At 43.5% G+C, this 26,630-nt stretch carries 25 protein-coding genes and 1 tRNA gene; 10 read left to right on the forward strand and 16 right to left on the reverse strand.

Annotation, left to right across the window (positions count from 1 at the left end):
- The first annotated feature begins 332 nt into the window (after positions 1-332).
- The gene (locus tag ACT7WV_RS06615) at positions 333-1,313 is read left to right on the forward strand and encodes an ABC transporter ATP-binding protein (protein WP_445105588.1); all 981 of its coding nucleotides are present in this window, start codon (positions 333-335) and stop codon (positions 1,311-1,313) included.
- Between the two features lie 46 nt (positions 1,314-1,359).
- On the opposite strand, the gene ACT7WV_RS06620 is transcribed toward ACT7WV_RS06615, so the two are convergent.
- Positions 1,360-2,847, reverse strand: a complete 1,488-nt coding sequence (locus ACT7WV_RS06620) for a glycoside hydrolase family 13 protein (RefSeq protein ID WP_445102145.1) — start codon at positions 2,845-2,847, stop codon at positions 1,360-1,362.
- A 1,228-nt stretch (positions 2,848-4,075) separates the two neighbouring features.
- Here ACT7WV_RS06620 and ACT7WV_RS06625 point away from each other — a divergent pair.
- Positions 4,076-4,471: a response regulator gene (locus tag ACT7WV_RS06625; protein ID WP_463424225.1), complete on the forward strand. Its 396-nt coding sequence runs from the start codon at positions 4,076-4,078 to the stop codon at positions 4,469-4,471.
- 74 nt (positions 4,472-4,545) lie between these two features.
- Here the strand turns inward: ACT7WV_RS06625 and ACT7WV_RS06630 are convergent, their stop codons facing one another.
- Positions 4,546-4,722, reverse strand: coding sequence for a hypothetical protein (locus tag ACT7WV_RS06630; RefSeq protein ID WP_445102147.1), 177 nt, complete (start codon positions 4,720-4,722; stop codon positions 4,546-4,548).
- Positions 4,723-4,960: 238 nt separating this feature from the next.
- Between ACT7WV_RS06630 and ACT7WV_RS06635 the strand changes: the two genes are divergently transcribed.
- Positions 4,961-5,524: a DUF2854 domain-containing protein gene (locus tag ACT7WV_RS06635; protein WP_445105589.1), complete on the forward strand. Its 564-nt coding sequence runs from the start codon at positions 4,961-4,963 to the stop codon at positions 5,522-5,524.
- 20 nt (positions 5,525-5,544) lie between these two features.
- Here ACT7WV_RS06635 and ACT7WV_RS06640 read toward each other — a convergent pair whose 3' ends face one another.
- Entirely contained in the window at positions 5,545-5,802 is a 258-nt protein-coding gene (locus tag ACT7WV_RS06640; RefSeq protein ID WP_445102148.1) for a CRR7 family NDH-1 assembly protein, read from the reverse strand.
- A gap of 63 nt (positions 5,803-5,865) precedes the next feature.
- Here ACT7WV_RS06640 and ACT7WV_RS06645 point away from each other — a divergent pair, with 63 nt between their 5' ends.
- Positions 5,866-7,305, forward strand: a complete 1,440-nt coding sequence (locus ACT7WV_RS06645; protein WP_445102149.1) for a protein adenylyltransferase SelO — start codon at positions 5,866-5,868, stop codon at positions 7,303-7,305.
- Positions 7,306-8,103: 798 nt separating this feature from the next.
- Here the strand turns inward: ACT7WV_RS06645 and ACT7WV_RS06650 are convergent.
- On the reverse strand, positions 8,104-8,619 hold the full coding sequence (locus ACT7WV_RS06650) for a peptidoglycan-binding domain-containing protein (protein WP_445102150.1): 516 nt from the start codon (positions 8,617-8,619) through the stop codon (positions 8,104-8,106).
- 430 nt (positions 8,620-9,049) lie between these two features.
- Between ACT7WV_RS06650 and ACT7WV_RS06655 the strand changes: the two genes are divergently transcribed.
- On the forward strand, positions 9,050-9,682 hold the full coding sequence (locus tag ACT7WV_RS06655) for a sigma-70 RNA polymerase sigma factor region 4 domain-containing protein (RefSeq protein WP_445102151.1): 633 nt from the start codon (positions 9,050-9,052) through the stop codon (positions 9,680-9,682).
- A gap of 32 nt (positions 9,683-9,714) precedes the next feature.
- On the opposite strand, the gene ACT7WV_RS06660 is transcribed toward ACT7WV_RS06655, so the two are convergent.
- The 4 genes from ACT7WV_RS06660 to ACT7WV_RS06675 all read right to left on the reverse strand — a co-directional run bounded on the left by ACT7WV_RS06660 (position 9,715) and on the right by ACT7WV_RS06675 (position 12,983).
- Positions 9,715-10,344: a helix-turn-helix transcriptional regulator gene (locus tag ACT7WV_RS06660; RefSeq protein ID WP_445102152.1), complete on the reverse strand. Its 630-nt coding sequence runs from the start codon at positions 10,342-10,344 to the stop codon at positions 9,715-9,717.
- Positions 10,345-10,497: 153 nt separating this feature from the next.
- Positions 10,498-11,124 carry an SMI1/KNR4 family protein gene (locus ACT7WV_RS06665; RefSeq protein WP_445102153.1) on the reverse strand — a complete coding sequence of 209 codons (627 nt, stop codon included), beginning with the start codon at positions 11,122-11,124 and terminating at the stop codon, positions 10,498-10,500.
- 15 nt (positions 11,125-11,139) lie between these two features.
- A complete protein-coding gene (locus ACT7WV_RS06670) occupies positions 11,140-12,165 on the reverse strand; it encodes a hypothetical protein (protein ID WP_445102154.1) in 1,026 nt (341 codons plus the stop codon).
- A 287-nt stretch (positions 12,166-12,452) separates the two neighbouring features.
- A complete protein-coding gene (locus ACT7WV_RS06675) occupies positions 12,453-12,983 on the reverse strand; it encodes a hypothetical protein (protein ID WP_445102155.1) in 531 nt (176 codons plus the stop codon).
- Positions 12,984-13,438: 455 nt separating this feature from the next.
- On the opposite strand from ACT7WV_RS06675, the gene ACT7WV_RS06680 reads away from it, so the two are divergent.
- Complete coding sequence (locus tag ACT7WV_RS06680) at positions 13,439-13,663, forward strand: helix-turn-helix transcriptional regulator (RefSeq protein WP_445102156.1); 225 nt, start codon at positions 13,439-13,441, stop codon at positions 13,661-13,663.
- Between the two features lie 742 nt (positions 13,664-14,405).
- Here ACT7WV_RS06680 and cobA read toward each other — a convergent pair.
- From cobA to ACT7WV_RS06705, 5 genes are all read right to left on the reverse strand, one after another.
- Positions 14,406-15,197, reverse strand: a complete 792-nt coding sequence (gene cobA / locus ACT7WV_RS06685; protein ID WP_445102157.1) for a uroporphyrinogen-III C-methyltransferase — start codon at positions 15,195-15,197, stop codon at positions 14,406-14,408.
- Positions 15,194-15,982, reverse strand: coding sequence for a sirohydrochlorin chelatase (locus tag ACT7WV_RS06690; RefSeq protein WP_445102158.1), 789 nt, complete (start codon positions 15,980-15,982; stop codon positions 15,194-15,196). The genes cobA and ACT7WV_RS06690 overlap by 4 nt, the downstream gene beginning before the upstream one ends.
- Positions 15,983-16,288: 306 nt before the next feature.
- Positions 16,289-16,978 carry a manganese catalase family protein gene (locus ACT7WV_RS06695; protein ID WP_445102159.1) on the reverse strand — a complete coding sequence of 230 codons (690 nt, stop codon included), beginning with the start codon at positions 16,976-16,978 and terminating at the stop codon, positions 16,289-16,291.
- Between the two features lie 294 nt (positions 16,979-17,272).
- Positions 17,273-18,700, reverse strand: coding sequence for a protein kinase domain-containing protein (locus ACT7WV_RS06700; RefSeq protein WP_445102160.1), 1,428 nt, complete (start codon positions 18,698-18,700; stop codon positions 17,273-17,275).
- A 31-nt stretch (positions 18,701-18,731) separates the two neighbouring features.
- A complete protein-coding gene (locus ACT7WV_RS06705) occupies positions 18,732-19,121 on the reverse strand; it encodes a DUF4359 domain-containing protein (RefSeq protein ID WP_445102161.1) in 390 nt (129 codons plus the stop codon).
- A gap of 120 nt (positions 19,122-19,241) precedes the next feature.
- Between ACT7WV_RS06705 and ACT7WV_RS06710 the strand changes: the two genes are divergently transcribed.
- Positions 19,242-19,314: transfer RNA gene (locus ACT7WV_RS06710), tRNA-His, on the forward strand.
- Positions 19,315-19,574: 260 nt separating this feature from the next.
- On the opposite strand, the gene ACT7WV_RS06715 is transcribed toward ACT7WV_RS06710, so the two are convergent.
- Positions 19,575-19,877, reverse strand: coding sequence for a YkvA family protein (locus tag ACT7WV_RS06715; RefSeq protein ID WP_445102162.1), 303 nt, complete (start codon positions 19,875-19,877; stop codon positions 19,575-19,577).
- Positions 19,878-20,305: 428 nt separating this feature from the next.
- On the opposite strand from ACT7WV_RS06715, the gene ACT7WV_RS06720 reads away from it, so the two are divergent.
- Complete coding sequence (locus tag ACT7WV_RS06720; RefSeq protein ID WP_445102163.1) at positions 20,306-20,992, forward strand: MotA/TolQ/ExbB proton channel family protein; 687 nt, start codon at positions 20,306-20,308, stop codon at positions 20,990-20,992.
- 67 nt (positions 20,993-21,059) lie between these two features.
- Positions 21,060-21,764, forward strand: a complete 705-nt coding sequence (locus ACT7WV_RS06725; RefSeq protein ID WP_445102164.1) for an ExbD/TolR family protein — start codon at positions 21,060-21,062, stop codon at positions 21,762-21,764.
- A 59-nt stretch (positions 21,765-21,823) separates the two neighbouring features.
- Here the strand turns inward: ACT7WV_RS06725 and ACT7WV_RS06730 are convergent, their stop codons facing one another.
- Together ACT7WV_RS06730 and ACT7WV_RS06735 are read right to left on the reverse strand one after the other, a co-directional pair.
- Positions 21,824-23,659, reverse strand: coding sequence for an aspartate kinase (locus ACT7WV_RS06730; RefSeq protein ID WP_445102165.1), 1,836 nt, complete (start codon positions 23,657-23,659; stop codon positions 21,824-21,826).
- Positions 23,660-24,205: 546 nt separating this feature from the next.
- The gene (locus ACT7WV_RS06735) at positions 24,206-24,997 is read right to left on the reverse strand and encodes an HAD-IIB family hydrolase (protein WP_445102166.1); all 792 of its coding nucleotides are present in this window, start codon (positions 24,995-24,997) and stop codon (positions 24,206-24,208) included.
- 641 nt (positions 24,998-25,638) lie between these two features.
- Here ACT7WV_RS06735 and ACT7WV_RS06740 point away from each other — a divergent pair.
- Positions 25,639-26,451, forward strand: coding sequence for a hypothetical protein (locus ACT7WV_RS06740; protein WP_463424150.1), 813 nt, complete (start codon positions 25,639-25,641; stop codon positions 26,449-26,451).
- Positions 26,452-26,630: the final 179 nt, after the last annotated feature.

The raw sequence follows: 26,630 nt of genomic DNA on the forward strand, positions 1-26,630 counted from the left end.
TTCGATAACAATGAAATATAGTAGTTTTTTCCCAGTTAAGTCAAGAGTTAAGTCTTATGCGTAAAGAATCTTTAGGAGCGCTTAACAAAGCTGAACTAATTTAGCTAGTTTCTTTACAAAAGAAAGGCAGTAGTTAGGTTGTCGCTGCCCGTACCCGTGGTTAATTAAGGCAAGAAGCCAGATCACTGATACGTACACTTCTATTAACCATTTTTCTACTGCCTCCTGAAGGTTTTTTCTGCCGAAGTGATCAGAAAATCGGCACAATAGGGAATCATTAGACTCAGGAGACGTGAGTCTTCTGTTGCTTGCAGCTTATTCTGGGTAAGGTGATGGATTCTACTGCCAATCGACCAACTGCATTGACTACCCTGGAAAGAATACCAGTGGTACAGACTTCTCAACTAAGAAAAGTCTACCGCACGGGATTTTGGCTCAATCAAAAAATCGAATCCTTAAAAAACTGCTCCCTCTCAGTTTATCAGGGAGAAACCTTTGGCTTGCTTGGTCCCAATGGAGCCGGGAAAACCACCTTATTGAAGCTATTGCTGGGAATTATCCGTCCAACATCTGGGCGAGGGTGGTTGTTGGGAAAGCCCTTAGGTGATCTTGCTGTTAAGCAGCAAATCGGCTATTTGCCGGAAAATGCCTATTTCTACGACTTCCTGACTGGCTGGGAATTTTTACAGTTAGCAGGGGGACTTTTCCAAATTCCCGGTAGTGTACAACGCCAAGTAATTCCCCGGCTTCTGGAATTAGTCGGCTTGTCCCAGTCAGCAGCCCGCAATAAGCAACTGCGTCAGTATTCCAAAGGGATGCTGCAACGGATTGGTATGGCGCAAGCGCTAATTAACGATCCAGAGGTAGTATTTTTGGATGAGCCGATGTCTGGTCTAGATCCGCTAGGGCGCTACCAAATTCGAGAAATTATTCTCTCTCTCAAAGCTCAAGGTAAGACGATTTTTTTCAATAGCCATATACTCTCCGATGTCGAGAAAATTTGCGATCGCGTCGCTATTCTGGCTCAGGGAGAATTAATTTGTACTGGCTCCTTAGATGAACTCCTAGGCACAGCTTACACCTACCGGGTTAGAGGCAGGGGTGGCAATTTAGAGATACTCAAGCGCTGGGTTAAACAATTGAGCTTGGAGGACAATTGCTGGTACGGTAAGTTGCAAGGCGAACCTCAAGAGTTTCTTGCTAGTCTGCGCCTGATGGATGCTCAGCTAATTGCCATGACCCTTACTCGGTCATCCTTAGAAGAGTTTTTCATGGAGGAGTTGCAGCAGAGGGGAATGACTCTCAGTGGTTGAAACCTTAGCCAAACAACTATTCAATCAGATCTGTTGCCTCTTCCAGTTAGGGATTACCAAGAATACAGCCGCTGCGGGGTGGCAATTCTAAGGCTAAGTAGCTCGATTCTGCTGCTTTGCTCCATGTTGCCTGACCACTGCCAGATAATACTTGACTAGGACGGGACAATAGTGCTGAGACTTCAAACCTGGCTTTAACGCTCTTGGTTCCCATGTTGACGGCAACAATCAACTCTTCTTGTTCAAGTTGTCGTGCGAAGACGTAAAGCATCTCCTCGGCAAACAGTACCTGGTAATTACCAATACGGAGGGCTGGGTGAGCATGGCGCAGAGCAATCAATTGCTGATGGTAGTCCAAAACTTCCCGATTCCATTGAACTTCTGTCGGGAAACCACGGCGGGAATCAGGGTCAATGGCACCGAATAAACCGACTTCATCACCGTAGTAGATACTAGGTGCACCGGGAAAAGTTAACAGCAGCAAGGTTGCCAGCTTAACACTTTCTAGGGCTTCTGCCATAGGCGAGTCTTTACCACCACTGGCAATCGACATCAGCCGTGCTGTATCGTGGCTAGCCAGGAGGTTGAGCTGGGTTAGCTGAATTTCCCAGGGGTAAAGTTGCAGGAGGTGCTGAATTTTGGCTGCATAACCAGCAGCGTCTAGGGGAGGATAAGGTTCATAGGATTGCTGTTCGACGTACTCTCTGACTACGCGATCGCCTGCGCTGAAAGCAATTGTTGGTGCGGCGAATAAGTAATTCATCACGCCATCAAATTGGGTGCCCTCCAACCACTGGCGGGAATCTCCCCAGATTTCCCCCACTATGTAAGCTTCCGGGTTGATTGCCTTGACGCGCGTGCGGAATTCTTGCCAAAATCCAGGAGTCTTAACTTCAAACGGTACATCAAGACGCCAACCATCAATGCCTTGCTTAATCCAGTATTCAGCAATTTGCATAATGTATTCCCGGACATCTGGATTGTCGTGGTTAAAAACTGGTAAAGCACGGTTGTTGTCCCAACCAGCGTAGTTTGCCGGTTGGCTACCGTCGTAGGCAGATAAAGGCCAGTCTTCGATGCGGAACCAGTCTAACCAGGGAGAATACGGACCATTTTCTAAAATATCGTGGAAAAAGAAAAAGCCGCGACTAGCGTGGTTAAACACCCCATCCAGTACAACTTTCATCTCCCGCTGATGGCACTCCTCCACTAGTTCCATGAATGCTCCATTGCCCCCTAATAAGGGGTCAACCTGAAAATAGTCGTGGGTGTGATAGCGGTGATTACTAGCAGATTGAAATATGGGTGTAAAGTAAATAGCATTAATTCCTAGTTCTTCTAGGTAATCTAGCTGTTCGATAACGCCCCACAAATCGCCACCTTTATAGCCTTGCAGCGTGGGGATGGCATCCCAGGGTTCTAAAGGAATTGAGTGGGATACGCGATAGCGAGGTTGCTGACTTCTGGCAAAGCGGTCAGGAAATATTTGGTAGAAAACCGCGTGCTTAACCCAATCAGGCGTATAAATCTCCATGGATAGCTGCCTAGCTCTTCATTGTTAGCCGAGCGATCAACCTAGCTCTATACCTCTAAGTTTAGAACTGGGATAGATCGTCGTACAAAGTGGGGGAATCAATGTCCCTTATTTTTTTAACACAGTTTTTCTGTCTAGAAAAACTATCTGTTGTTCCAGCATACATTTAAATGGAATCTCTTCTCTTGTTATTTTTTAAATCTGAGATTTTGAAAAAAGTCAAGTTTTGGCCAAAATTAAGACCACTCTGCATCAGAGCATTCAGTTTTGCTTAGTATGCTTGTCCAAATTACCGTCATAATTTACATCAATTAATTATTACGATCACAGGAAAATTATTATTTTAAAAATTAGTAATTTGATAAGTCAGGGATTTTTTGATAAAAAAGTTTGGGGAGTGCGATCGTCTAGCTCCTCTCAAGGGTTTGAGGCTAGAAGGTTTCTGGCTAATGACGCAGACCCCTTTTAGCTAAAGATTTCCTGAAGCGTAAAAATCGAGAAGAAGCTCAAGAAATCTTAGGTCAGTTTGAGCTTTGAAGTGATTCTTGAGAAAGTTAAGCCCATTTTTTTTTCGAGAAGGCAAAGACTATCGAGTTCAGCCATGGTAAATCCACGGTCTGTTCTCTACTCAAGGGTTTCTTACTCCTTGCTCCAAAGGAGCTTGGTCAGTCAAGAAGTCACCTTGAGCAGGAGAACGACTTCTCTGGAGGTCTTCTAATATTCCAGTTGTTTGATTAATACAGACATAGTATTAATTAGATTCTGGAGAGAAATATTAGTACTCCCGTCGTAACGATCAGTATGTAGCTCCAGAAAAGACTTGATGCTTTTCAAATCTTGCTTTAAGTGTTTTTTAGGTAATGCCATGGGCTAACTCCGGCTGCTTGACCAAGTATTTACATCTTCATGACCTAAAACACTCGATCAGGGCTAAAAAATTAATTTTACCAAATCCTCATCTTTGTTAAGTGAGTGGGTCTCAGGGAAGGTAGATGAACAGCTACAGGGAAAATATCAAGTATCAGAATTGCTCTTCTTTTCTAGCTCACAGGATGTACAGATTCGCAAACTGTCTGAGTGACCACACCCTGGCAAGGCTTATCGAGATACACATTGATAATTCCAAATCTTCATACAATTTATTTACAGAGTCAATCGAATGGTAGAGCAAGGATAAGGTAGTCAACAGTTACACTATAAAAACCAAATGATGATATTCTGTCTTCCTATGTTGTCCTGTCTACAATCCACTGTGCGTGTTCTCGTAGTTGACGATCACGAATTAACTCGCTTTAGTCTCAAGTTAGCTCTTTCGCTCCATAAGAGCATTGAGCTAGTTGGTCTTGCCAGTAATGGTAAAGAAGCAATTGAGATGTTTGAGCGCGAGCGCCCTGATGTAATCATCCTTGACCTACAAATGCCGGTTATGGATGGTCTGAGTGCTTCCAAGCACATCAAAAACATCGACCCCGATACTCAAATAATTGCCTATTCTTCGGTCGCAGATCCTCAAACTGAGGTTATGAGCCAAACGGCTGGCATTGATGCCTTTTGTCACAAAGATGCTGAAACCAATGTTCTCATCGATCTCGTAAAGCAGTTGGGTCTACCTGGAATAAACTAATTTAAGATGCATAGAAACCTTCTACAGTGGCGATTAAGGGAGCAACCGCTCCCTCCACGCCTCAACTAACCGGTCTACGAAGCCTCCGGAAAAGTACGCCTAAATTCATCAATTAAATCATCTAATTCTTCGAGAGCTTGGTTGACATCAATCCTGAGAGTCCCTAAATCAGGTTGCTCTAAAAGCTGAACCAGATATTCCCGTTGACTTTCTATTAAACTAATTTTTTCTCGAATTGTTTGCGCATCCATAGTTTGCTTTCTTTACTTACTCCTACTTAGGATAGACAAGACTGAGACAGTAGGGGATAAGGTTGAGGAAAGATAAGTCTTTCTTTGAACGCCCAAAGCTTTGAGTCTGGGATTTGCTAGTCCCTAAGAGCAGTCAGGCTCCTTCCCAGGTAAGTGTTTGGCAAACATCCTCCAGATATCTCCCCTAGACAAGGATAATTGAAGTTGAAGTAATTGCTAGTGGGATAGTTTAGTGAAGATATTACCTCGAACTTCTCTGGGAACCTTGGGCTTGGGTGTTGGTGGTGTTCTTACCATCATCGGCTTCGTTGCTTACGCCACGGCAAATGCCACTTTGAATTTAGCGGGATTTTTCTACGGAATACCCCTTTTACTGGGAGGATTAGCCCTTAAGGCCTCTGAATTAAAGCCAGTACCCTTGAGCGAGCCGACACCTCCTGCTGTACTCGCGCTACGCCAGCAGCAAGCCACTTCCACTCAAAACCAGATTCGCGAAGACGTAATGCGGTATCGCTATGGTCAAGAAGCTCATCTTGATAGCTCTCTAGAAAGTTTGGGATTATCGCCCACAGATGAAGAAAGACCAATGCTTACAAGTTTAAGAGAAACGGAAGTTGATGGTGCTTACGCTCTTATTTTAGAATTTGAGTCGCCGCTGATTTCCTTTGAAACTTGGCAAGAAAAGCGGGAAAAGATTGAAAAATTTTTTGGCCCTGGTATTCAGGTAGATTTAACACAACCAGAGGAAAGCCTGGTTGAAGTCGCACTAATCACCGCAGCCAAAGAGACTAGCAGCGTCTAGAGAAGCTAAGCATTAGTTGTTTATTTTTCTAGCCGCACTACGTACCATTGGAGGTACTCTCCAGGGCCGACGTCCAATTCGCAGCAAGTCTCCATCAAATACTCAGCTTGCTCCTCCACAGAGTTAAAACGCTCTACATCTCGCGGCAAATCATCCTGCCGCTGGCTCAAAATTGTCTTAAGCTTTTCTCGTAGCTCTGCTGGGGTCAGAAGTGCTTCTGGTTGGTTGGTTTCAAGAACTACATAGGCATCTTCTTCGTACATTATGGAGTCTGGCATTACTAAATTCCTGACCAACGTTCGCTATGCTCAAGTGTACTGCGATTAACCCGTGGCTTTAGTATGTTCCTTTCCCTTGACTATGAATCGGCTTTAGAATCCTTGGGATATGACTATTTTGATGAAGTGGAGGCGGCCCAATTTCCTCACCATATCCTGCGGTTTCGCAATGATCCACTGCTATCTATCATCGGTTTAGAGCCCAAAGAAGTTACAGACGCTGATTTTATTCAAGCCTTTGGCAAATTTCAGGGAGTACGACCCTTTCTGGCGTTACGCTATCACGGCTATCAGTTTGGTGACTATAATCCTCGGTTAGGGGACGGCAGAGGCTTTCTCTACGGACAAGTGCGAGGCACTGACGGCGAACTCTACGACTTTGGCACCAAAGGTTCTGGAACGACGCCTTACTCTAGAGGTGCTGATGGAAGACTAACCCTCAAAGGAGGGGTGCGGGAAGTGTTGGCAGCGGAAGCCTTGCACAGTCTTGGTGTTCGCACCTCTCGTTGTCTAAGCTTAGTTGAAACGGGAGAACCGCTGTGGCGGGGTGATGAACCTTCCCCTACCCGTTCTTCTGTAATCGTGCGTTTCAATCGTTCTCATCTTCGGTTTGGTACTTTTGAAAGACTGCATTACTTTCAACGTAAGGATTTAACAAAAAAACTCTTAGACCACGTAATTGAATATTACTATCCCCATCTAGTTCTTGCTGACTCCCTGAGTCAGGAAAGGCAAGAAGAGCGGTATGTCAAATTTTACGCAGAGTTAGTAGAACGGGTGGCTCAACTGGTGGCACAGTGGATGGCGGCTGGCTTTTGCCATGCTGTTTTGAACACTGACAATATGTCCATCACTGGTGAAAGTTTTGATTATGGGCCCTACGCTTTTATCCCAACTTACAACCCTAGTTTTACGGCGGCTTATTTCGACTATTACGGTCGCTATAGTTATGGTAGACAACCAGCAGTTTGCCAGTGGAATTTGGAGATGCTGCAACAGCCTCTAGCGTCTGTGATTCCTGCGTCTGAGATGACAGCAGCTTTGACTAAGTTTGGTGAATATTATTACCTCAACTATCGGCAATTGATGCTGTATAAATTGGGGTTTGAACACCTACCAGAACAAGAGGCGGATCAGTTATTGCAGCTAACGATAGAATTTCTTGCAGATAGTCAGGTTGCCTACCATGGATTTTTTGCAGAATTAGCACAGCAGTTTGACCTTGGTTGGCGGGATGATCCTAGTAAGATTTTCAATCAGGCATCTTTTGTGCAATCAGATGAGCAGCTTTCACTTTTAGCAGGTTGGCGAGAGTTGTATCACCATATTCTACAAAATTGCTCCATTGATGAAATGGAGAAAATTGCCCAACGACTACAGAATCATAATCCGCAGACTGCTTTACTTAGACCAGTAATTGAAGAAGTTTGGCAAGCAATTACTACTGAAAACAATTGGCAGCCTTTTTATGATTTATTACGGCGAATACAAGCTAAGGATTGAGTAATATGCCTAGTTTGAGGGACACGGCATTGCCCTGTCCCTAGTCATTTCACTTGGATTGAATGGGATAATCTTGATTACCAGACAAGCAGTAAAAACTGTAATCTTGTTCCGCTAATCAACAAAACTTCTCTAAGCTGAAGATTAGCGAAAAGTGATATCTTTTAACCCAAGTTGATCGCCAACCGAGAAGTTAAGCTTCAAACACTGAAGCTATTTTTTGACTAACTAAGCTGAAAACTGGTGCTACTCCCACGAGGAGTCATACGTCTGAGTCTACCTATTGATACAGGTAGTCGCTGATTCGGTTTTTCTCTACTCGGCGCAGAAGCTAGATTAGCCAAGAGTATTACTAACAGAAGTGCCAGAAATGCGGCAGTAAAAAGCGTATTTCCGCCTTGGATATGAGAAAAATTGCGATGGAATCCGCACCATAAGCAATGGTACTCTTCATTACTACGTCTAACTAAAGCCTTTTTCCCACATTTTGGACACTCGGTCGGGAGGTTTAGGGTGTCTAATGGTTCGGGTCTCATAAAATTTTACACAATTAGATTACTCACTAATTAAGTGATGGGTTTTAAATTTTGTGACAGTAAAAAAATTAAGCGCAGTTCCCCTCCACTGCGCTTTTACTTGAGATTTTAAGTACTAGTAACTACTAGAACTACCAAAATTTGTAGCTCCTCGTGTCCCATGTAGTTATCAATTTGGCTCCGCTAAAAGACCTGAAGAATACCAGGCTATATCTAATGACAGTCTCAATATTCTTTGGTTTCTAGAGTGGCAATTTACTGCCTAGCAAGCCGACCACCTTCCCGAATCAAAAAATTCTGCAATCTCACTGTCGAGGCTACCTTCCTTCTTTAAGGATTCTATTGCTGTTCGCGTAAGAGAACCCATTTTGCCGTCTATGGCACCGTGGTAAACTCCTTTTACTTTTAGGTATTCTTGGATTTCCTTCGAGCGATTTTGAATTTTCTGTGAGCGATTTTGTATCTCCATAAGTTGCTGTTCTAAGCAGTTACGATCTATTAACTGACTCAGTTTGTTCTGCTGAGATTTGATTGCTTGTTTGTCCATTAAACCTAATTTGTGCGCCAAAATATGGTCAGCTTCATCAATCAAGAAATCAAGCCAAGGTTCAGACTGAGCCTTAAGCAGTATTTCCTCAATACGGTCTGCTTCCGATTCTGTGAGAGTTGATAGCGATGCTAAGGTACAGTATTCTTGGATAACCTCCTTGTATTTGAGAGATTGTTGTACTAATACCTCAGTATCTCTAGCCGGATTTTCGTCCTTTTGCGTCCCCATGGTTATGATCTACTCCTCTTTCCCAAGCTAATCAACATAGTTATATAGTTTGCCGTGGTCAGTTTTGACCAACTTACTCCTAAACAAAACTGACGCTTTAACAGAGCAAGGAACCCATCTGGGCAAAAACTAAAACCATTGTTCTATAAAAGTTTCAGCCTTTTCCCTAGCCTAGGTTTAGGTAAGTCTAGTGATTAGTGCTTTTGTTTGATCATTCGTGACACAATTTTTTTTAAAGTTTTAATGAAGATTGCCGTCCCTGTGCTTTTCTTAGAACTGAAGAGTTAGTTAGATAACTAGTAGGCTGAATCTCAGGAACATGCCTCACCATCTGGCTTAGAGGCGATATCAGTACCAAGGAGCAGGAGACAATTGTCACATTAGGCACGAATTTTTCACTAATTTGTGCAACTGACTTTACCCATATCCTATGACAGACTCTGAGCACGTTAGGTGTACGTCTCCCCCAGAAGATGCCTTGGATACAGCCATTGGAGAAGTACTAGGGTCAAATAATCCTCATTCTTATTCCACAATCACGTTTATTGAGAGGCGTCTTATACAATTTAAGTTGTCTTCTCGACTGGAAGCTCACGAAATCCTCAACGAAGCCTATCTGCGGGGTAAAGAATTCATTGGGTCTGGAGGAACTATCACCAACCCTCACTCTTGGCTGAAGGGTACATGCCTCAATATTATTCGAGAAAAGAACCGACAGCAATATAGAGAGCAGCTAACTGCTCCGGAGTTGGTAGAACTCCTCCCTGCCTTAAAAGCGACAGCAGAGGGTACGCTAAACCCTTTAGTTACACAGCAAAATCTTGAAGATAGCTTGAAAATACTCCTAAGTGCACTCCAAATACTCAGTAGCAGTAATCCGGAGGGTGCGAAGTTACTACGCTTACAATCAGAAGGACTCTCATGGAAGGAAATTCATCAATATATCCTTCAACAGAAGGGAAAAGCTCCCAGTGAGTCAGCTTTGCGGCAAAAAGGATGTCGCGCTAAGAAAAATTTGCGAAAAATATATCACGCCATGACACAAGACTTAATTGGCAGTTAAGGAGAGATTTCTCTCCTATTTACCTTAAGCATTCATTCATCAAGCTCACAAATCTCTTTCTGCTTAGCATGAATGCCTCTCATATGCTTCTTGACTGTATTAGGAGTAATAGACAGTTCCTCGGCAATTTCTTTATAGGTATACCTAGCTCTTTGAAGTAACCATACCTCTTTTTCCCGAGGAGTTAGACCATATTTTTCAGCCTCTTCAACCGCTCTATTTTTGATGGTTTGATACTGGTCTTTGACTGTTAGTAAGATACAGGGATTATCAATAATTTCTGCCGTCAACCATTTAGCCTGGATATGCAAAACAGTTGAGTCATTAGTAAAAATTTCTGAATTAATCGTCCAACTTTGATTGGGAAATAAATTACGGCTTTGAATTAAAGATTGACAAATATGCCAAATTTCCCTGGGTACTAAATCAGCGCAAAGACGATTGTGATTTAGCTGACGCAAAACTCGGCTAGCAATATCATTGGCATAAATCAGCTCCTTTTGCTCACTCACTATCAAGATACCATCAATTAGGTTCTCAATGATTCCTTGCAGTACAACCTGATATTCAGCTTTTCTATGCAAAGGGAAATTTATGGTTTTTTTGTGATGATTTTCATTTTCTGGAGAATGACTAATAGTTTTTATTTTGGTAGTCTGCATAACTATGATAAATCTCTTTCATTAAATTACTTTAATGCAGAATAACACTCTGTTCTTAATTAGCTTAGAATGGGCTGCCAGTCTCGGTATTTAAAAGGCTTTTTTATTTAAATTATTTAGCTTTAAAAAAATTAAAAAACTGACAGGAAATTATTAAAGTTCTCTTAGTTCGAGAAAATTTTCGTACTCAGTCTGCATCATTTCTCGAAAAGATTGGTAGCGATCAGCACCCGGAAGCCAGTCGCAGAAAAACCAGGCTTCCCATTCCCCATCTTCTGTAATTACTTGAGGATTGAGGAGGTAGATTGCAGATTCACCTTGATCGCTAATTTCTAAAGCGGTACTGAGATACTCAAGCCGAAGCTTACTACAATCCTGAGCAGTACCGTAAACTAAGTATTCTTCGTCCGGAACCGAAGCAGTCGCCCATTGAGATCTTAAACTATTTCTACGATCATCGTACCGTTGGACAAAAGCATCAATCCAAGCTTGGCGTTTTTCTGCAAACCATTCAATTGTTTCAGTTGACCAGAGTTGGTAAATGAAAGGTGTGGTTTGACGCCAACCGTTGCTGACCTTAAGAAACTCTCGATAGGAGGGTGGTAGAGTTGTACCTAAGCGAATTTCAGCACCAGCAATTTGTTCCTCTGTGGCTCCTGGATAACCTAACCAGCCAGATTCAATCACCTCTGGAGGTAGTCCTTCTGGGTCATTCCTCTTGAACTCCAGCCAATCTCTACTCCATTGTCTTAGAAAACTTTTCCAGTTAAAAGAACTCATAGTTGCAATACTGCTCTAGACGACTGGAAGCAGTGGAACCTCCAAAAAGCCTGGAGTTGCAGGTGCGCCTTGAAGTGTTGCGACTACTTGTAAACGATATATACCCGGTTGCAAGCTAATCTCAGGCAGCTTAGTCTTATAAGATAGCTGACTTTTAGTAACAGTTCCTGGTTCCGTGTCACCTAGATGAGTGATGACGCCTGTGGAGCGATTGCGGGCATAGCATTGAGCATAGTACTTAACGGGCTGTTGTACTATCTGAGCTATACTCAATTCACCAAAATTTAGGTCTATCTCCAAAGCAAAAGGCTTGTCACTGCTGATCGTTCCTGGAAAAACTGGACTAGAGTGATTAACTATCAGTTGATTCTTAGTTTGAGGAGGTTGAAATACTCGTAGTTGGCTAATCTCAACTGCCACAGGCGTTGCAGCCAATGACTTTTCGGCTTGAGTCTCTAGCTGTTGCTGTTGGCTCTCAGATGTCAGCCAAATCTCTTCACCTAACTGATTCCGTATCCACTCTGGGAGTTGCTTACTTTCAATTTCCGACCAAATCTTAACAGTGTTCGCTTCCAAATGACGAACTACAGTGCGTTTTTCCTCGGCTTGTCCTGCAATTTCTCGGCGCTGAAACTCTACTGCAAATGAGGCAAAGCAACTCCATTGATTTTCTCTCTCTGGAGAGGTGAGAAACTCTGTTTCTCTGAAATGTTCATTTTCTTCAGGTAAGGAAGGCGAGAGTTCTTCAGTTGCTCTATCTGCTGATTCTACATCCGGTTGAGGAGATTCTCTACTAGCAAGTTTCTCAGCCTGCACGAGCCATTCTTCAATCTCGTCGCGGGAGGTGGTGTGTCCTTTAGCACTAAGCTGTGACTCAATCTGATCAACTGAAAGACTAGCTAAATCTTGAATAGTGTAAACCTGGAGCGACTCTTGAAGCCATTGCTGCTTGACTGAGCCGATGCCTTTAATTCTGGTCAAGTCATCTTGTTGCTTGCCATTTGGCTGCTTTAGGGACTTACCCATGGGTAATCTAGTCATTTTTGCTTGCTCCTCTCTATTGCTACCGAGGACAAACTCAACTCATTAATAGCCATGGTGTTGCGTGAGCATTCACCCAGCTTTTAGTAACAGTTGGGTTGTGAGTAATATTGGGAAAATCTGCTAAGTTATGCGTGCTGTTTATATTAAGCTGAATTCGTTTTAACCTTATTCTTTTCCGGGGAAAACTGGTAGGCACTAGTAACCTACCAGTTAGGCATTTCTCTCCTCTACACTCAGGAGCAAATAGCATTCTTCGCTGCCAGAGCTAGGACTTTCGTAGCTACTTAAACGAAAGCTTTGTAAACTTGGAGCAGAACTCCTGCAACGTAGCCATACCCGAAAACGTACTGAGCGCAAGGATGATTACCCGGGCCAATTTCAGCGACAGCTGCAATGGCGTAGAATCCAGAAGTTAGTCCTGCGGCATCTGGAGTACCTTCGTAAGTGATGGTGTACTCGAACACATCTTTCTCAGTTTCTATCCATGCTGAGAGGTCTAACTCTGTTGCTTTAGCACCAACACCCTCAAAAGAGAAGCAGATATGAATCTTTGTCTTCAAGCACAGCAGCAGTCTTGTTAGAGGGCTGTTGTTGAATTTTACCTTGACACTAGCTGTAAAGTCCTCGTTGGAAGAGATAATATATGGTGAATTCTCTGGGTGAGGAGGTTGCGAAGGTGTAGTTTGACCTTCAACTCGCAGGTCATACAGCTCGAAGTAAACTGGACCAAGAATATTTTGAGAGTAGGTTTCAGTGGTGCCAACTTGGGGTAATGGTTGTGGTCCTGCTGTTGGCTTTAGTTGCATTCCATCCATGGTAGTATCCTCTTTATTTTCAGATTATTTAAGTGATCAAGCCTTAGTGAGATTAGCTTTGGGGCTTCTTGTCTTCGGCTTGTCAACCTATCCTCATGATGCTCGAGCAGCAGAGCCTTTGCTAAGTACCCAGACGGGGTACTTTTCTCTCTACTGGAAATTGTTAATTATTCTCTTGGTAACCAAGAATTACAACAGCTGATACGGTGAAATTTTTAGTCATACTTTAAGGATTTTTCTGTAGACTTTTACCTCAACTAAATCAAATGAAATTACCATTTAGTTCAATGTCAGAAGATATCTGTTTCTGTATTTGTTAATTCCTAACGAAGATTCCTAACTTATTTAGCCATCAATTTGAGCCGATTAAATCCCCAGTAGTAAAGTACATCTAGGTATTTGTTGATGCTCCAGCTCGCAGACTGGCACTAAACTATGAGGCAAAACCTTGTTTATTGCTGATAATAGATAGTAAACATCAAGCCAAACAGGAAATGATGATGGAAGATGCGGAAAAAAATGGTTTAACTGACTTTGAGCTGGAAGTGTGGTCACTTCATCTCGCTGACTACACTTACAAGGAAATTGCAGCTGAACTCAGGATTACTCCCAATACTGTGAAGAATCACCTGAAAAACATTCATACCAAGCAAAAATCTCTCTTGGCAAAAAATAAGTAGCAGCTCAAATTATCACTGTTGCATCAGTTAAAATCTGACAACAATGACTCAGTAACTTTGATAAAACACGTCTCTAGGTCTTGCGGTTAACTTAGGTTTAGCGCTGAGCTCGCTGAAAAAGTAAATCGCGACTATACATATCAACTCTGCCTGCGGGGATTAGGAGAGAAGTATGGGTTTAGTCAATCTACACGCAGGTAGTTTTTTGCTCAAGATCTGCTGTGGTAGCGTAGCGTGTACGGTCGCGAGTTTTGGGGTTAAAACTGACCAGTGCAAGAATTGGTTTCTCCCAGATGCTTGCTTGCAGATACTCAAGTAATTGAAAAAAATTTGATTTTTCAAGTGATTGCCGGATCATGCCCTAACTGAATCACGGTTGGTCATTGTGATGATTTACAAATCAGAAAGAGTAACTTCAAAGCTAGGTTGTTTTGAAGTTACAAGGTTTTAATCTTTTAATGAAAACTACTGATAACTAGCTACAGGGCAAGGTATCCCCCAGGGGTACTTTTGAGCATGAAGAAATTTTGCGGTTTTCTTCAAACTGAGATTACTAGGTTCCGAGTACAAGAAACCGATAATGCTGAAAGCTTATCCAGCTAAGGGGCTAGTACTGCAGTCGTTGAACAAGGAACTAATTAGGGCGAAGACAACCCAGGAAATAATTTAACAGTTTTCCTGTGAAGAGATGTTAAAGGAAAAGGCGATTTTGATCAAGAGTTGACTAAGCAGCTGTAGTTTTTTAGGTCAATTCACCGGATAAAATATCGTGTAACCTAACCACATTGCCGATTACTGCGATCGCAGGGGCTTCAAACTCGCTTGCTTCTACCTGCGCCACAATTGTCCCTAGGGTGCCAATCAATTCTTCTTGTTCTGGTCGCGTCCCCCAACGAACTAAAGCTACAGGCGTCTCGTCACTCAGCCCAGCATGGCTCAATTCTGTGACAATGTAAGGGAGATTATGAACACCCATGTAAATTACGATGGTTTCTGAACCATGAGCGATCGCTTGCCAATTAACATTTGGGCGATACTTGCCTGCTGACTCATGACCTGTAACAAAGGTGACTGAAGAACTGTAACCTCGATGAGTCAAAGGAATGCCTGCATAGGCTGGCGCAGCAATTCCAGAGGTCACTCCTGGCACCACTTCCACCGACACGCCCGCCCCTAGCAAGTCTTGCATTTCCTCACCACCGCGACCAAAGACAAACGGGTCACCTCCTTTGAGGCGCACCACCACCGCCTCAGTCTGTGCCTTTTCAATTAGTAGTTGCGTCGTCTCTTGCTGCAACAACGAATGACGCCCCCGACGCTTCCCCGCAGGAATTTTCTCTGCCAGGGGATTAATCATCGCCAAAATTAAAGGACTTACCAACGCGTCATAAACAACTACATCAGCACATTCCAAGAGTCCTTTACCCTTAAGCGTCAAGAGTCCCGGATCTCCTGGCCCTGCACCCACTAAATAAACTTTACCGACACATCTGTTGTCTGTTGTCCCTGTTTCCTCTGTGCCTCTGGGGTTCATATCTGCTCAACTAAATCCACAATTAAATCAGCTAACTGAGTACTTGCGCCGATTGGTTGACCAAGTTTGAGTTCTAACTTGGGAAATTGTAATTGTAAATCAGCAACTAGCTGAGCGATCGCATCTGTAATACTCCCACAGAAGAAAAAGTAGGGCAAAATCACTATCTGCTTATGACCAGCAGCAGCTAAAACTTTAACTTGTTCCTCTAACATTGGTGGTACTGACAAGTAAGCCGCCATTGCACCCAAATAGTCAGCAACTGCCTCTACTGGTTCATTACCACCAGGGCGACGAGTTCCGTGAGACAACAAAATTTTGGCGTCGGCGTCCATCTCGACTAACTGACTAACCAGCATTTTCGTCAAACCAGGATGACTACCCAAATGGGGCAGTTGTCTAATCTCCGCAGCTTGACCTAAACTTGCTTGTGCCAGTGCCACTTCTTGAGGGATATCTTCCATGACATGCACTCCTGGCAAGAGGAAAATAGGCAACAATTCTATTTTGTTACAACCAATTGCTCGCGCCTTCCCAGAAAATTGCTGAATTTGCTGACTCAAAGGTGCATAAGCATGTTCTAAAACTGCTGTCCCTACTAGTGGATGATCCACAAGGTTGGGTATTTGATCGCTGTCATGGGAATAGCTAGTTGGTGGCTTTCCAGTAACTTTCCGAGTTTCTAGCTTTTCGTGTACTAACTCGACCAGTTTTTCCATAGCTAGCTGGGGGCGCTGGTCGCGGCTGCCGTGGGATATTAATAGATAAGCAGGTGACAAGGTCAATGATTTTTTGAAAGCTTTTGGTTTATTTTGTAATTAATTATATCGTTTTCAAAAAAAAACTAATTGAGCTGTGAGGTTAGGCAACTTCTCAACAAAATTACCAGCACCGCTTAACGGGGTTTTGTAAGTACCCTTATTAGACATAAAAAATTGAGCCGGGGAATTTAACTATCCCCGACTTTTACTAATTATCTTGTTTCTCTAGCAGTCCCAAGTGATCTAAGAAAAATCAACCAGAGGTGTACACAGATGAAATCGGCAGTTTTCGCCATTCATCTAGGTAGGATTGCTATACTAACTAGCTAATTACGCTTTTTCCTGAACTGGATTAGCAATATATCTGAAGTTTTCGTCAGAGTTCCAGGGGCCACGCTCATCTTGACCATTCGTAGACAGATTGTAGTAAATATCTACTGTTTCATCTGGCTGAATATTACCAAAGAATGGGTCAGTTAGTTTACCTAGCGAATCTAGGGCTTTCATGAACATCTTGGTATGAGAAATCTCACGGGTTAGGAGGTGAACCAGTGTCTCTTTAGTTCCCTGATCCGGTGCCACCTTGATCAATGATTCGTAGGTTTGGCGTGCGCCAGCTTCCGCTGCAATATTGGCTCGCAGGTCACGTACTACATCGCCACCTTCATTGAGGTAAGTTGCTGTCCAAGCACTACCTTGGCTATCTAAAAAGTGTGGTCCAGCACCCCTCACGGCAAAAAGTGTGCTTTTAAATGCCTCTGTTTGATCAACGTTTTTAGTATGAGATTCAATCAGCTTGCCGACCATTTCTAGATGGCTAAACTCTTCTACCGCTATATCTTGAAGCATATCTTTGATGCCAGCATCTTCGACATGAAAGGACTGTACCCAGTATTGCAAAGCAGCAGAAAGTTCACCTGTTGCTCCTCCGAACTGTTCTAACAGTAGCTGAGCATAGCGAGGGTTAGCTTCATCAATATTGACGGATTTGACGATGGTTTCTTTCTTGTGAAAAAACAAGATAGTACTCCTTTTATTTTGATGATTGTAGAAGGGTTTTTAGCTAAAAATTTGTGGGAAAAGTTGTCAATTAAATTATTTAGTTTCCAGCAAATTTCGACCACACAAACCAATTTAAATCACGGAGCTTAACAAAACCTGCATCTTAAGATAGAGTTGACCGGTAGCATTCTCTAACTAGAGGATAATGTTTTAAGAACAAATTTATAGAAGGATATTTTTTAGGAGTTTGAGCTGGTTTTCTACCCTGCTGCTTGTACCTTTCTCTTTGGTTAGCAAAAGAGTATTTCAGCATCAGCCAATGCCGCATTGTTTCAACTTTTCAGCCATGGCAGTAGCGTGACGCCACCAACTAAACCCACCTGCCCAGCGACGAGAGGGCAGGTGTCCCACGGGTGCTTGCCAGCTAAACATCATTACTGCATCTAGGAAATGAGGTTGATGGGTTGGCCAACCGACGCAATCGCAGAAAATCCAGTACTCTTCACCAGCGGTGTTTTCATAAATTTGTTTTTGCACAGTAAAACCAAAGCGTCCCTGGCTGTACTTTAGCCACAGTTGGTCAATTATCCACAAGTCTTTGCAGGGCAACTGGCTAATTTCGCCCGAGTGGAGATAACTGCTAAGAGGCTTACCCAATGCCTGACACATGACTCTTCGGGTTTCTTCATCGGCTTGTTGCCATTTACCAGTGGCTAGAAAATTCTGCAAATACTGATAGTCAACCCCTACGGCTGAAGTCCAGTTCTCCGCTTCTGATTTAGCAGCAGTTCTTTGCCAGTGATTAACCGAAAAATTAGTTCCCGCAAGTGGAGATATTCCCCTTTTCAGTATCGGGGACAGCTTTACCACTGCTTGTAAGGCGTCATCAGCAGATTGGTAGCGCTTTCTAAGGGTAGTTTCCGATAATTGATCGAGGATTTGAGCTAAGCGATCGCTAAGTCGAGTGTTACCCGGTAAATGCTCTCGCCACGCCCACCGATTATCGATAATATCAAACAAATCTCTAGGAGGAGTGTTGGTCAGCAGGTGAATACAGGTAACTCCTAAACTGTAGAGGTCACTAGCAGGAAGAGCTTTGCCCTTGCTTTGCTCAGGAGCGGTATACTCAGCAGTACCTACTACTGTACCTGTGTGGAGTAAGGCTGTGCCACTGATGAGTTTAGCTACTCCAAAATCAATCAACACTGGCAAGCGATCGCTCTGGCGTCGGATAATATTACTTGGTTTGATGTCTCTGTGAATTACTTGGCGATCGTGGATAAACTGGAGGACTGGTAACAAACCCTGCAATAGTTCCCCAATTTGCGTTTCACTAAACACACCTACTTGCTGCAATTCTTGCTCTAAAGTCTCCCCTTCAATCCACTCCTGTACTAGATACAGTTGTCTATTTTGTTCAAAGTGGGCTAAGAGTGTAGGTATTTGCTGGTGTTGTCCCAATTGTTCCAAATGTTCTGCTTCTTGGTGGAACATTTGCACTGCCTTTTTTAAGACTAAGCCGTTTTGAGTTTGCAGAAATAATTGCTTGATTACGCAGTGGGGTTGAGAGGGCATGTTTTCATCCACTGCCAAAAAAGTTCTCCCGAAGCCACCGTAACCAATGGGTTTAAGGGGACGGTATCGCTCCTTGAGCAATAGCTTAGAGCCACAACTGTGGCAAAATAACGCCGAATCTTGATTTGGAGGATTAAAACATCCAGGAATGACACAATAGCTCATTACTAGGACACTTAGCCAATATCCTCTAGTATTACTGTTTCTGAGCCTCGTAGATATAGAACTGCTGAAAAACCCCTATGGTTTTAAACTCATAAGCAGGCAAGGAAGCACCGATATCTAAATCGGTTTGGTAAATGCTAAACAGAAGAAAGTTATCTCGTGTTGTATTCTTGGAAATAATTTGCCCAATTAAGGGGCGTCCCGTGTCAATAATCGTTGTGCAATTGCCTTGGATCAGGTTCTGCAAAGATTTGATCTCTGGTGCCTTTGTACACACTTCGTCTTTGAGATACTTGCTCAACTGTTCAACAGCATAGTTTTGATAAGCATCTCTACCAGGGTTGGTCAGTGCCAGTGATGCTCCTAGACCAACTAAAGCCACTCCACAAACCATGGCTGTAACAACTTGCAAAGCTTTCATCTTAATTTATTGACTATATAATACTGTATTACTACAGTTGTCGGACGGAAAATTCCAGACTAACTCCTGAGAAAGAGTAGATCTACTAACTCACCAGATGTTATACTTAAATACGGTACGGCGAGCGTAGCCAAGTGGTTAAGGCAGTGGATTGTGGTTCCACCACTCGCGGGTTCGAGTCCCGTCGTTCGCCCTCATTGTTGATATATACCTCTACGCATTGGCTAAAGATGTGTAGTGGCGGCATGGAAATCTTAGGCAAGTGATGGTGACAAGTTAATCTCGTCTTCAGCTTTTCGCTTTCTTCCCTGTCAAGAAATGCCTGGTTCTCTGTGCAATAACAAGAGTAGCGGTTATTTATAGATAAAAAAATATCCTCGCTTAGCGGTAGTCTAAACAGGTAAGACCAATACAGCAGCGAGGCTATTAATTGATGCTTGTGGCCTATGACGGTTACGAAACTGACACAGAATCGACATCCACTGTCTTTTCGGCAGTGTTATTAGTGCTGGCAGTAACTTTCTCGTCTTTGCGAGATTTGACGCTGTCAATTAGCAACTGGGAAATTTCGGAAACCAGCATTGTTAAAACTAGTACATCGTCAATCTGCCCTAGGATTGGGATAAAGTCCGGAGCAATATCAATCGGACTAAAAATGTACGCTAGTGTTCCTAGGACAATCCACCAACGGTACTTGGGATTCCTGATGGTGTTGCGATACCAGTTGTAGATAGATTGAATAGAAAAGTTGTTCATGTCTTTTTCCTAAAGCTACTCTTAATCGTGCCAAATTATCTCAGTGATTGCTGGTGTGGATAACCCGCCATTATTGTAGAGTTTGGCCATATCTATGATCACTGAAACTGTTTAGGGTATTTACCCTGCCTATTGATAAGAACCTAGTCTTTCCAGAGGAGGAACTAGTTACAATTGCCAACTGCTTTTTGTCGTTAATCAGCAGACACAGTAGAACAATATCAGCGATATGGAACCTGATAGCTGGGAATTTAGGTAATAGCTCAAAGGGGATTAACCACTATTCTTGAGCAGTAGAAATCTTAGTAAAAGCGAAGTTGATGGTAATTAGCAATCAGACAAAAAAATTTAATAAATAATAAACATCATAAAATTGGAATGGCTTGCACTTTACAAACAAAAGCAATCAAGGGAGGTAAAAGTAAACGGTGGATATAGTTGAACTCTTTGAAAAGGGCGGGGTGTCGATGTGGCCACTATTGGTCTTATCGATCCTCGCTTTAGGTACAATCCTTGAGCGCATCTGGTTTTGGGCAAGCATTTCCTTGAAAGAAGGAGCTGTTGTCAATCGCACCCTAGAGGCGGCAACTCGCAACTGGCAAGCAGCAAAAGAGATGGCTCTTCGGGCGCGGCGACAGCCTATCGGGCGATATCTCTACGCTCCCTTAAAACTAGATAACCCGGATCCAGAAGTGTTTCGACTAGCACTAGAGACATCTGCTGATGATGAGTTGGCTGCAATGCGACGAGGAGACAAGCTGCTAGAAGCCGTAATTGCTCTATCGCCGCTATTAGGACTGCTAGGTACAGTTTTAGGCTTGATTAACTCGTTGGGTTCAATTCGGATTAGTGATTTGGGAACAGCCTCAACTTCTGGAGTGACGCTAGGAATTGCGGAAGCATTGATTAGTACAGCAACAGGGCTAATTGTTGCAATTATTAGTCTAGCTTTCTACAGACTGTTCCAAGCTTTTTGGCACAATCAAGTAAAAATTTTCCGCAGGGCTGGGGGTGAGCTGGAGTTAATTTATCGGCAATATTGGTTAGCAATGGAAGATAGTGAGCTTTCGTCAAAGCCCCATCCAGCAGAAGTTTCTGAAGTGACAGAAAAGTAAATCATCTCTAACGCCCTTACTCACTAGCTTCGATAAGATGGCAACAGCTCCCCAACGGTTTGTTTCTATGAATAAAAAAGCGGCTTCAGTTATTTCTCCGATGCCAACTCGTCCTCTGAGGCTTCGCAGTGATGCTCAGGCTGAAGAAGTGAGGATTGAGATTGTTCCTCTAATCGATGTCATTTTCTGTATTTTGACGTTTTTCATCCTAGCGGCAGTGAGCTTGTCTCGCCAGCAGGCAATCAGTATCGATTTGCCCAAGGCAAGCACCGGAACCCAACAGGGACGACAAATCTTGGTTGTCAGCCTTAATGAGTTTGGCGAAGTTTACGTAGAACAAGAACCAGTTGTCACCAAACAGCAGTTCATTGAAAAACTACAGAACTATCGTCAGGAGAACCCTCAGGGGGTGATGGCTCTGTATGCTTCAGAAAATGCTATTTACAACGAGGTAGTGCAAGTACTGGATGTCTTGCGGGAAGTAGGAGGCGATCGCGTCGCTCTAGCAACTCTACCGGGAGATACTGAGCAGGTTCCTAGGAGTCTGCCAACGCAGCCACCAGCAACAGGCGTTCCTGGTTTCGCTCCCAGCGTACCCAATTCTACTGAGATACCCTTGCCGGGAAGCCCAGGACAAACACCGCCAGGAATACCTGGACTAACTCCAGCCAGTCCCCAAACTTCTCCTGGACAAACGGATTCTAGTCCTAGTAACCAACCTAGCCCTGGTAATCAAGCTAGTCCTGGTAACACAGCTAGTCCCGATAATTAAACAGGACTAACCAAAAGTTACCCTCATAAAGCGCCGAGCTGTAGAGTAGCAACAGGAGTTCAAGCAGGAACTTGAATTTTTTTATTTCCAGCAAGACCAAAGGCTTGATGAATAACTTGCAAAGCCATGACTCCCTGATCTTGGTCAACTACACAGCTAATCTTAATTTCTGAGGTGGTAATCATTTGAATGTTAATTTGGTGTTCAGCTAGCGCGGCAAACATCTGCGCGGCGACACCAGGTTGTCCTACCATTCCGGCACCAACAATACTAACTTTGGCAATTTCTCGGTTGAGGAGAATCTCACCACACCCCAGAATTGGTGCTAGTTCTTGGAGAGCCATTTGAGCAGCTTCAGCGTCTACTTGAGACACCGTAAAGGCAATATCGCGAGTAGGAAACCCCTTAACCACACGACAGCGCTGAGACTGAATGATCATATCAACACTGATATTTCGCTCTGCCAAGAGTCCAAAAACCCGCGCTGCCATGCCGGGACGATCTGGAACAAAGCGAATTGCCAGACGAGCTTGGTTAAGATCGAGAGCCACACCCCTCACGGCAGGCTGGAATTTGGCAATTGATACAGCAGTGTCTTTTGCCTCACCTGCTGCTAACAAGTGGATTGGGGAACTTGCCACCTTGAAGGCTTGGCAAAGAGCAGCGATCGCTTGATCGCAGTCTTGGGAGTCAATCACACAGCTGACTTTTACCTCAGAGGTGGAAATCATTTGAATATTAACCCCAGCCGTGGCTAAGGCAGTGAACATCTCTGCCGCAATACCGGGACGGCCAATCATGCCAGCACCAGCAATCGAGACTTTGGCAATGTGCCGATCTACCATCACCTCAGCTTCTTGGGGATTAGCTGTGGGTTGAGAGCGAAAAACAGGTGCGATCGCTTCCGCTACTGCTTCCGCTCGTTTGAGAATGCCACTATTGACGGTAAAGGCAATATCGTTAGTGTTGCTCTCGTGAATTGACTGGATAATTAAATCCACATCCAGCTCTTGACGGGCAATCTCTCCAAATAACTGGGCTGCCACACCTGGGTAATCTGGAACTCTCAGCAGTGCCACTTTCCCCTGATTATTATCAAATTCTACGGCAGTTACTGACTGGGAAATCTCCATACCTTCTAAGGAACGAGGCTGAGGCGCTGGAGAGACTACGAATGTACCAGGTTCATCCGTCCAGCTAGACAGAACCACCAAAGGAAGACCGTAATTGCGAGCAATTTCCACTGCGCGGGGATGCAGTACTTTGGCCCCCAAACTAGCCAGTTCCAACATTTCATCTGAGGTGATTTCATCCATCAGTTGAGCATCTGGCACTAGGCGGGGATCAGTGGTCAAAATTCCTGGTACATCAGTATAAATTTCACACCGAGAAGCTCCTAAGGACGCTGCTAGGGCTACCGCTGAAGTATCAGAACCACCACGACCAAGGGTGGTAATTTCTAGCTCATTAGTACTGCTGATGCCCTGAAAACCAGCAACTACGACAACTTTACCTTCGTTGAGGTGCCGCGAAATTCGCTGGGTTTGGATATTAAGAATGCGAGCGCGACTGTGGTGTGCTTCCGTGACAATGCCCACCTGAGCACCTGTCAAGGAGATTGCTGGTTGCCCCAATTCTTGCAAAGCCATAGACAGCAGCGCAATTGTTACTTGCTCGCCAGTGGACAGCAACATGTCCATTTCCCGACGGCAGGGATGAGGAGAAATTGCCTGAGCTAGTTTCACCAAACTATCGGTAGTTTTACCCATCGCGGAAACGACGACAACTAGGGAATTTCCGGTTCGGGCAATTTTCGTCACTCGCTGGGCAACAGCTTGAATACGTTCAACTGACCCAACGGAAGTACCACCGTATTTTTGGACAACTAGCGACATAATCTTTATTTCACCAAACTTTCTGAGATGTCAATACTACTTGAGCAGTCAAACTATTCAAGGACGCCAATAATTTACAAAGAAGTCAGGTAGTGCCTGCAAACTGCTTGGTCTGTACTTTTAAGATTCTAAATAGGATAAATACGAGTTATTCTCGTGAGTATTGACTTCATCATTTTACCCTTGGTTATGGGTTTAAAGCCCCGTCTTTCTAGGACGGCTTTCTGATACGATTACTTCCGAGGTTAGGGTAATCAACCTCTTAAAACACCCAGTGCCGGAAGGTGACGCACTGATGAAGTCTAAAGATATGGAGTTCTGTACAGGAACGCTTGTGCAGGTAAAATCTTTAAGCACCAAGCAAAGAGAAACAACGGACTTTAGTATTCTCAAGCTAGGGTAGGGCATACCCGAATCAACTCTGCAATGGGTTAAAACCTTAGGGAGAGAACCATCTATCTTGCTCTTCACCGTGAGGCATTTAGTTTAAGTGGACTAGCTGAACTAATAACCCTCAAGCCTTTAGGCTGAGGAGTGTCAATTAAGTTAGCTAGCGATAACTGGCTCACTCAGCAAGTATTGCACCAGCTCACAAAATCCCTCCCCTTCTGCTGCTGTCGTGACATAAGCTGGTTGATAAATTAGCTCCGAAGCATAATGCCAGATATTAGCGACTCCAACGGAAAGGGGGAAAAGTTTGGCGTTGAAGAGACTAGCATCATTCGGACTATCGCCAACAGTCAGAACTTGCTCAAGAGTGTACTCAGAAAAATACTTGCCTAAGACCTGCATCAAACCAGTCGCCTTGTCTTGAGAGGCTAGTTTAATGTGGCATTGTATCGAACTGTAGGTAAAACCCCAACCCCTGGCAATACATCGAGACTCTAGAGTTTTTAGCTGACTTGGTGTCAAGTTGCAATTCTCAAATGTCCAGTCAGTAAGCCGAAAGCCATTGTCTGCCGACTCTTGAAGATCAGGAAATTCTGCCTTTAGGCTTTGGTAGACCTCTGCCAGATGTTGTCGGTGTGCCACTAAGTCAGGGATAGATGACAAAGCTACAGACTCTTCTCTTTGACCAGAATAGAAGATACCTCCATTTTCGGCGATCGCTCCTACTATGGGCAAGTAATTCACTAAACTACTGACCCACCCAGCTGAGCGGCCTGTAACAATCAGTACAGGGATATTGGCTACCCTCAAATCTTCAAAGGCTTGAAACAAACTGGAGGTAAATTTTCCTTGCTGTGTCAAAGTGCCATCCATGTCGGTAGCAATCAGACGGAAATTACTCAAACTTTTTTGAGTTTTTGCTTGAGCAATTGGTGCGAAAGTATCCATTAACTTTAAGCCTAATTAAGTTCAAATTAAACAGTATACAATTGCCTCATCTAGAGAACTGTACTACTCCGTTGGGCTGTTTTGCTTAGGCATGCTCACACTTACTAAAGTTTGTCTTCTTGTAGAAGTTGACCTTAAGTAAAGACACCTTAGTAAATAGGCATGGGCAATTTTTCTTAACCACGAATCCCGGAAGGATTAATTAGACCAACTCAGGGGCGGCGCTTTAGCTGTTTTTCCTTAATGAGGGCAATGGCCATTGTTCCTTGACTAATTTTTAATAGAGTAAAACGGGAATGGGTTGGATTTGCACAATCTTGAGCTAGATAGCTATACTGACAAATTTCCGGAGTACCTTGTTATGGGCTACCTAACCCCGGCTAATGACTCGACAACAGAACCAGCATCTCTGGGGGGAGACAGGTCTACTTAGTGCAGGTAACGAGCAATTGTTGCCTATCTTACTGGACTCCCTAGATAACTCTCAATCTTTAACTAGTAGTCAAGGAGTAATTATGGGCAATCATGGACTAATAACTCTTCAGTTTCACCCATCAACACAAAAATCTTCCTTTCCTAAGACCTCTTTTTTGATTACTCCAATGAGCAAAATCTGGGTCTTAGGGGCATTCTAAAAATAGATGTCGAGTTCTATTCAAAACGTGATTAACTCCACTCCTATCATTTTTGCAGATTCTGCATTAGCTGAAACTTCTGTGATCTCGCAAATCTTTCCCTCACCGCCCCCTGAGAACAAGGCAACAATTACTGTGTCCTCTGGACAGATCTGGATGTTTGTCTGCCTGATATTATTCTTCACACTTATTGGTCTGGCAGTTTATGGCAAAGTCCAACTAAAGTCTATGGCTAGAAAGATTAGATTGGAGCAGTTTAAAACCCAAGACGTTCAGAAAAAGTTGAAGTTAGCTCTTCACACCATCCGTAAGATGGAGGCTAATCCTGATTTGGTTCACTCACGAGAATTCAACCTGGACTACCTCAGAATGCGCATGGAAGAAGAAGTGTTTCACTTTGCAATTGTCAATCAGATTAAAATGAGGATTAAACAGTTAATTAGTACGGCACTGCGACCTCCTCAGGGCAAGGAAACTTCTATTGGCTTGGCTAGTACCTCAGGTCGTCAAGTAGATCAGATATTTGATGTGATGTACCAGACAGAAAGCAGAGAAAAGCGTTCTCTGGCGGTGCTTTTTCGCATTCAAATCAGATTAACAAAACTGCCCACTCAGGCAACTTCGGCAACTATTAGCCAGATTATTGACTGTGTAGAAAATTTTCTGAAACCAGACAATGAAAATTGGCAGCCAACCATTCAAGGTCGCATTGTCTCTATTAGCTGGGATCAAAAAGCGAGACCGACTCCTTTGCTGGTACTCGAGCAATCAAGTGAAGGCGTTAATGTCACTCTGAAAACACAGCGGGGAAACTTATAATTACAAATTCACTAGTCCTATCAGGGTGAAGCAATTATAATTAGTTAATTAGTCAAAGTGTAACTAGCTAACCAAGCTATGATTTAGTATTTTTAAAGTTAGCTAAAAAAGTCTCAGTACTATTCTTATCTTGACGTTGATTAAGCTCATATACTACCGCTCTGACATTTGATTTAGAC

It is taken from the genome of Symploca atlantica LB2515, assembly GCF_052546295.1.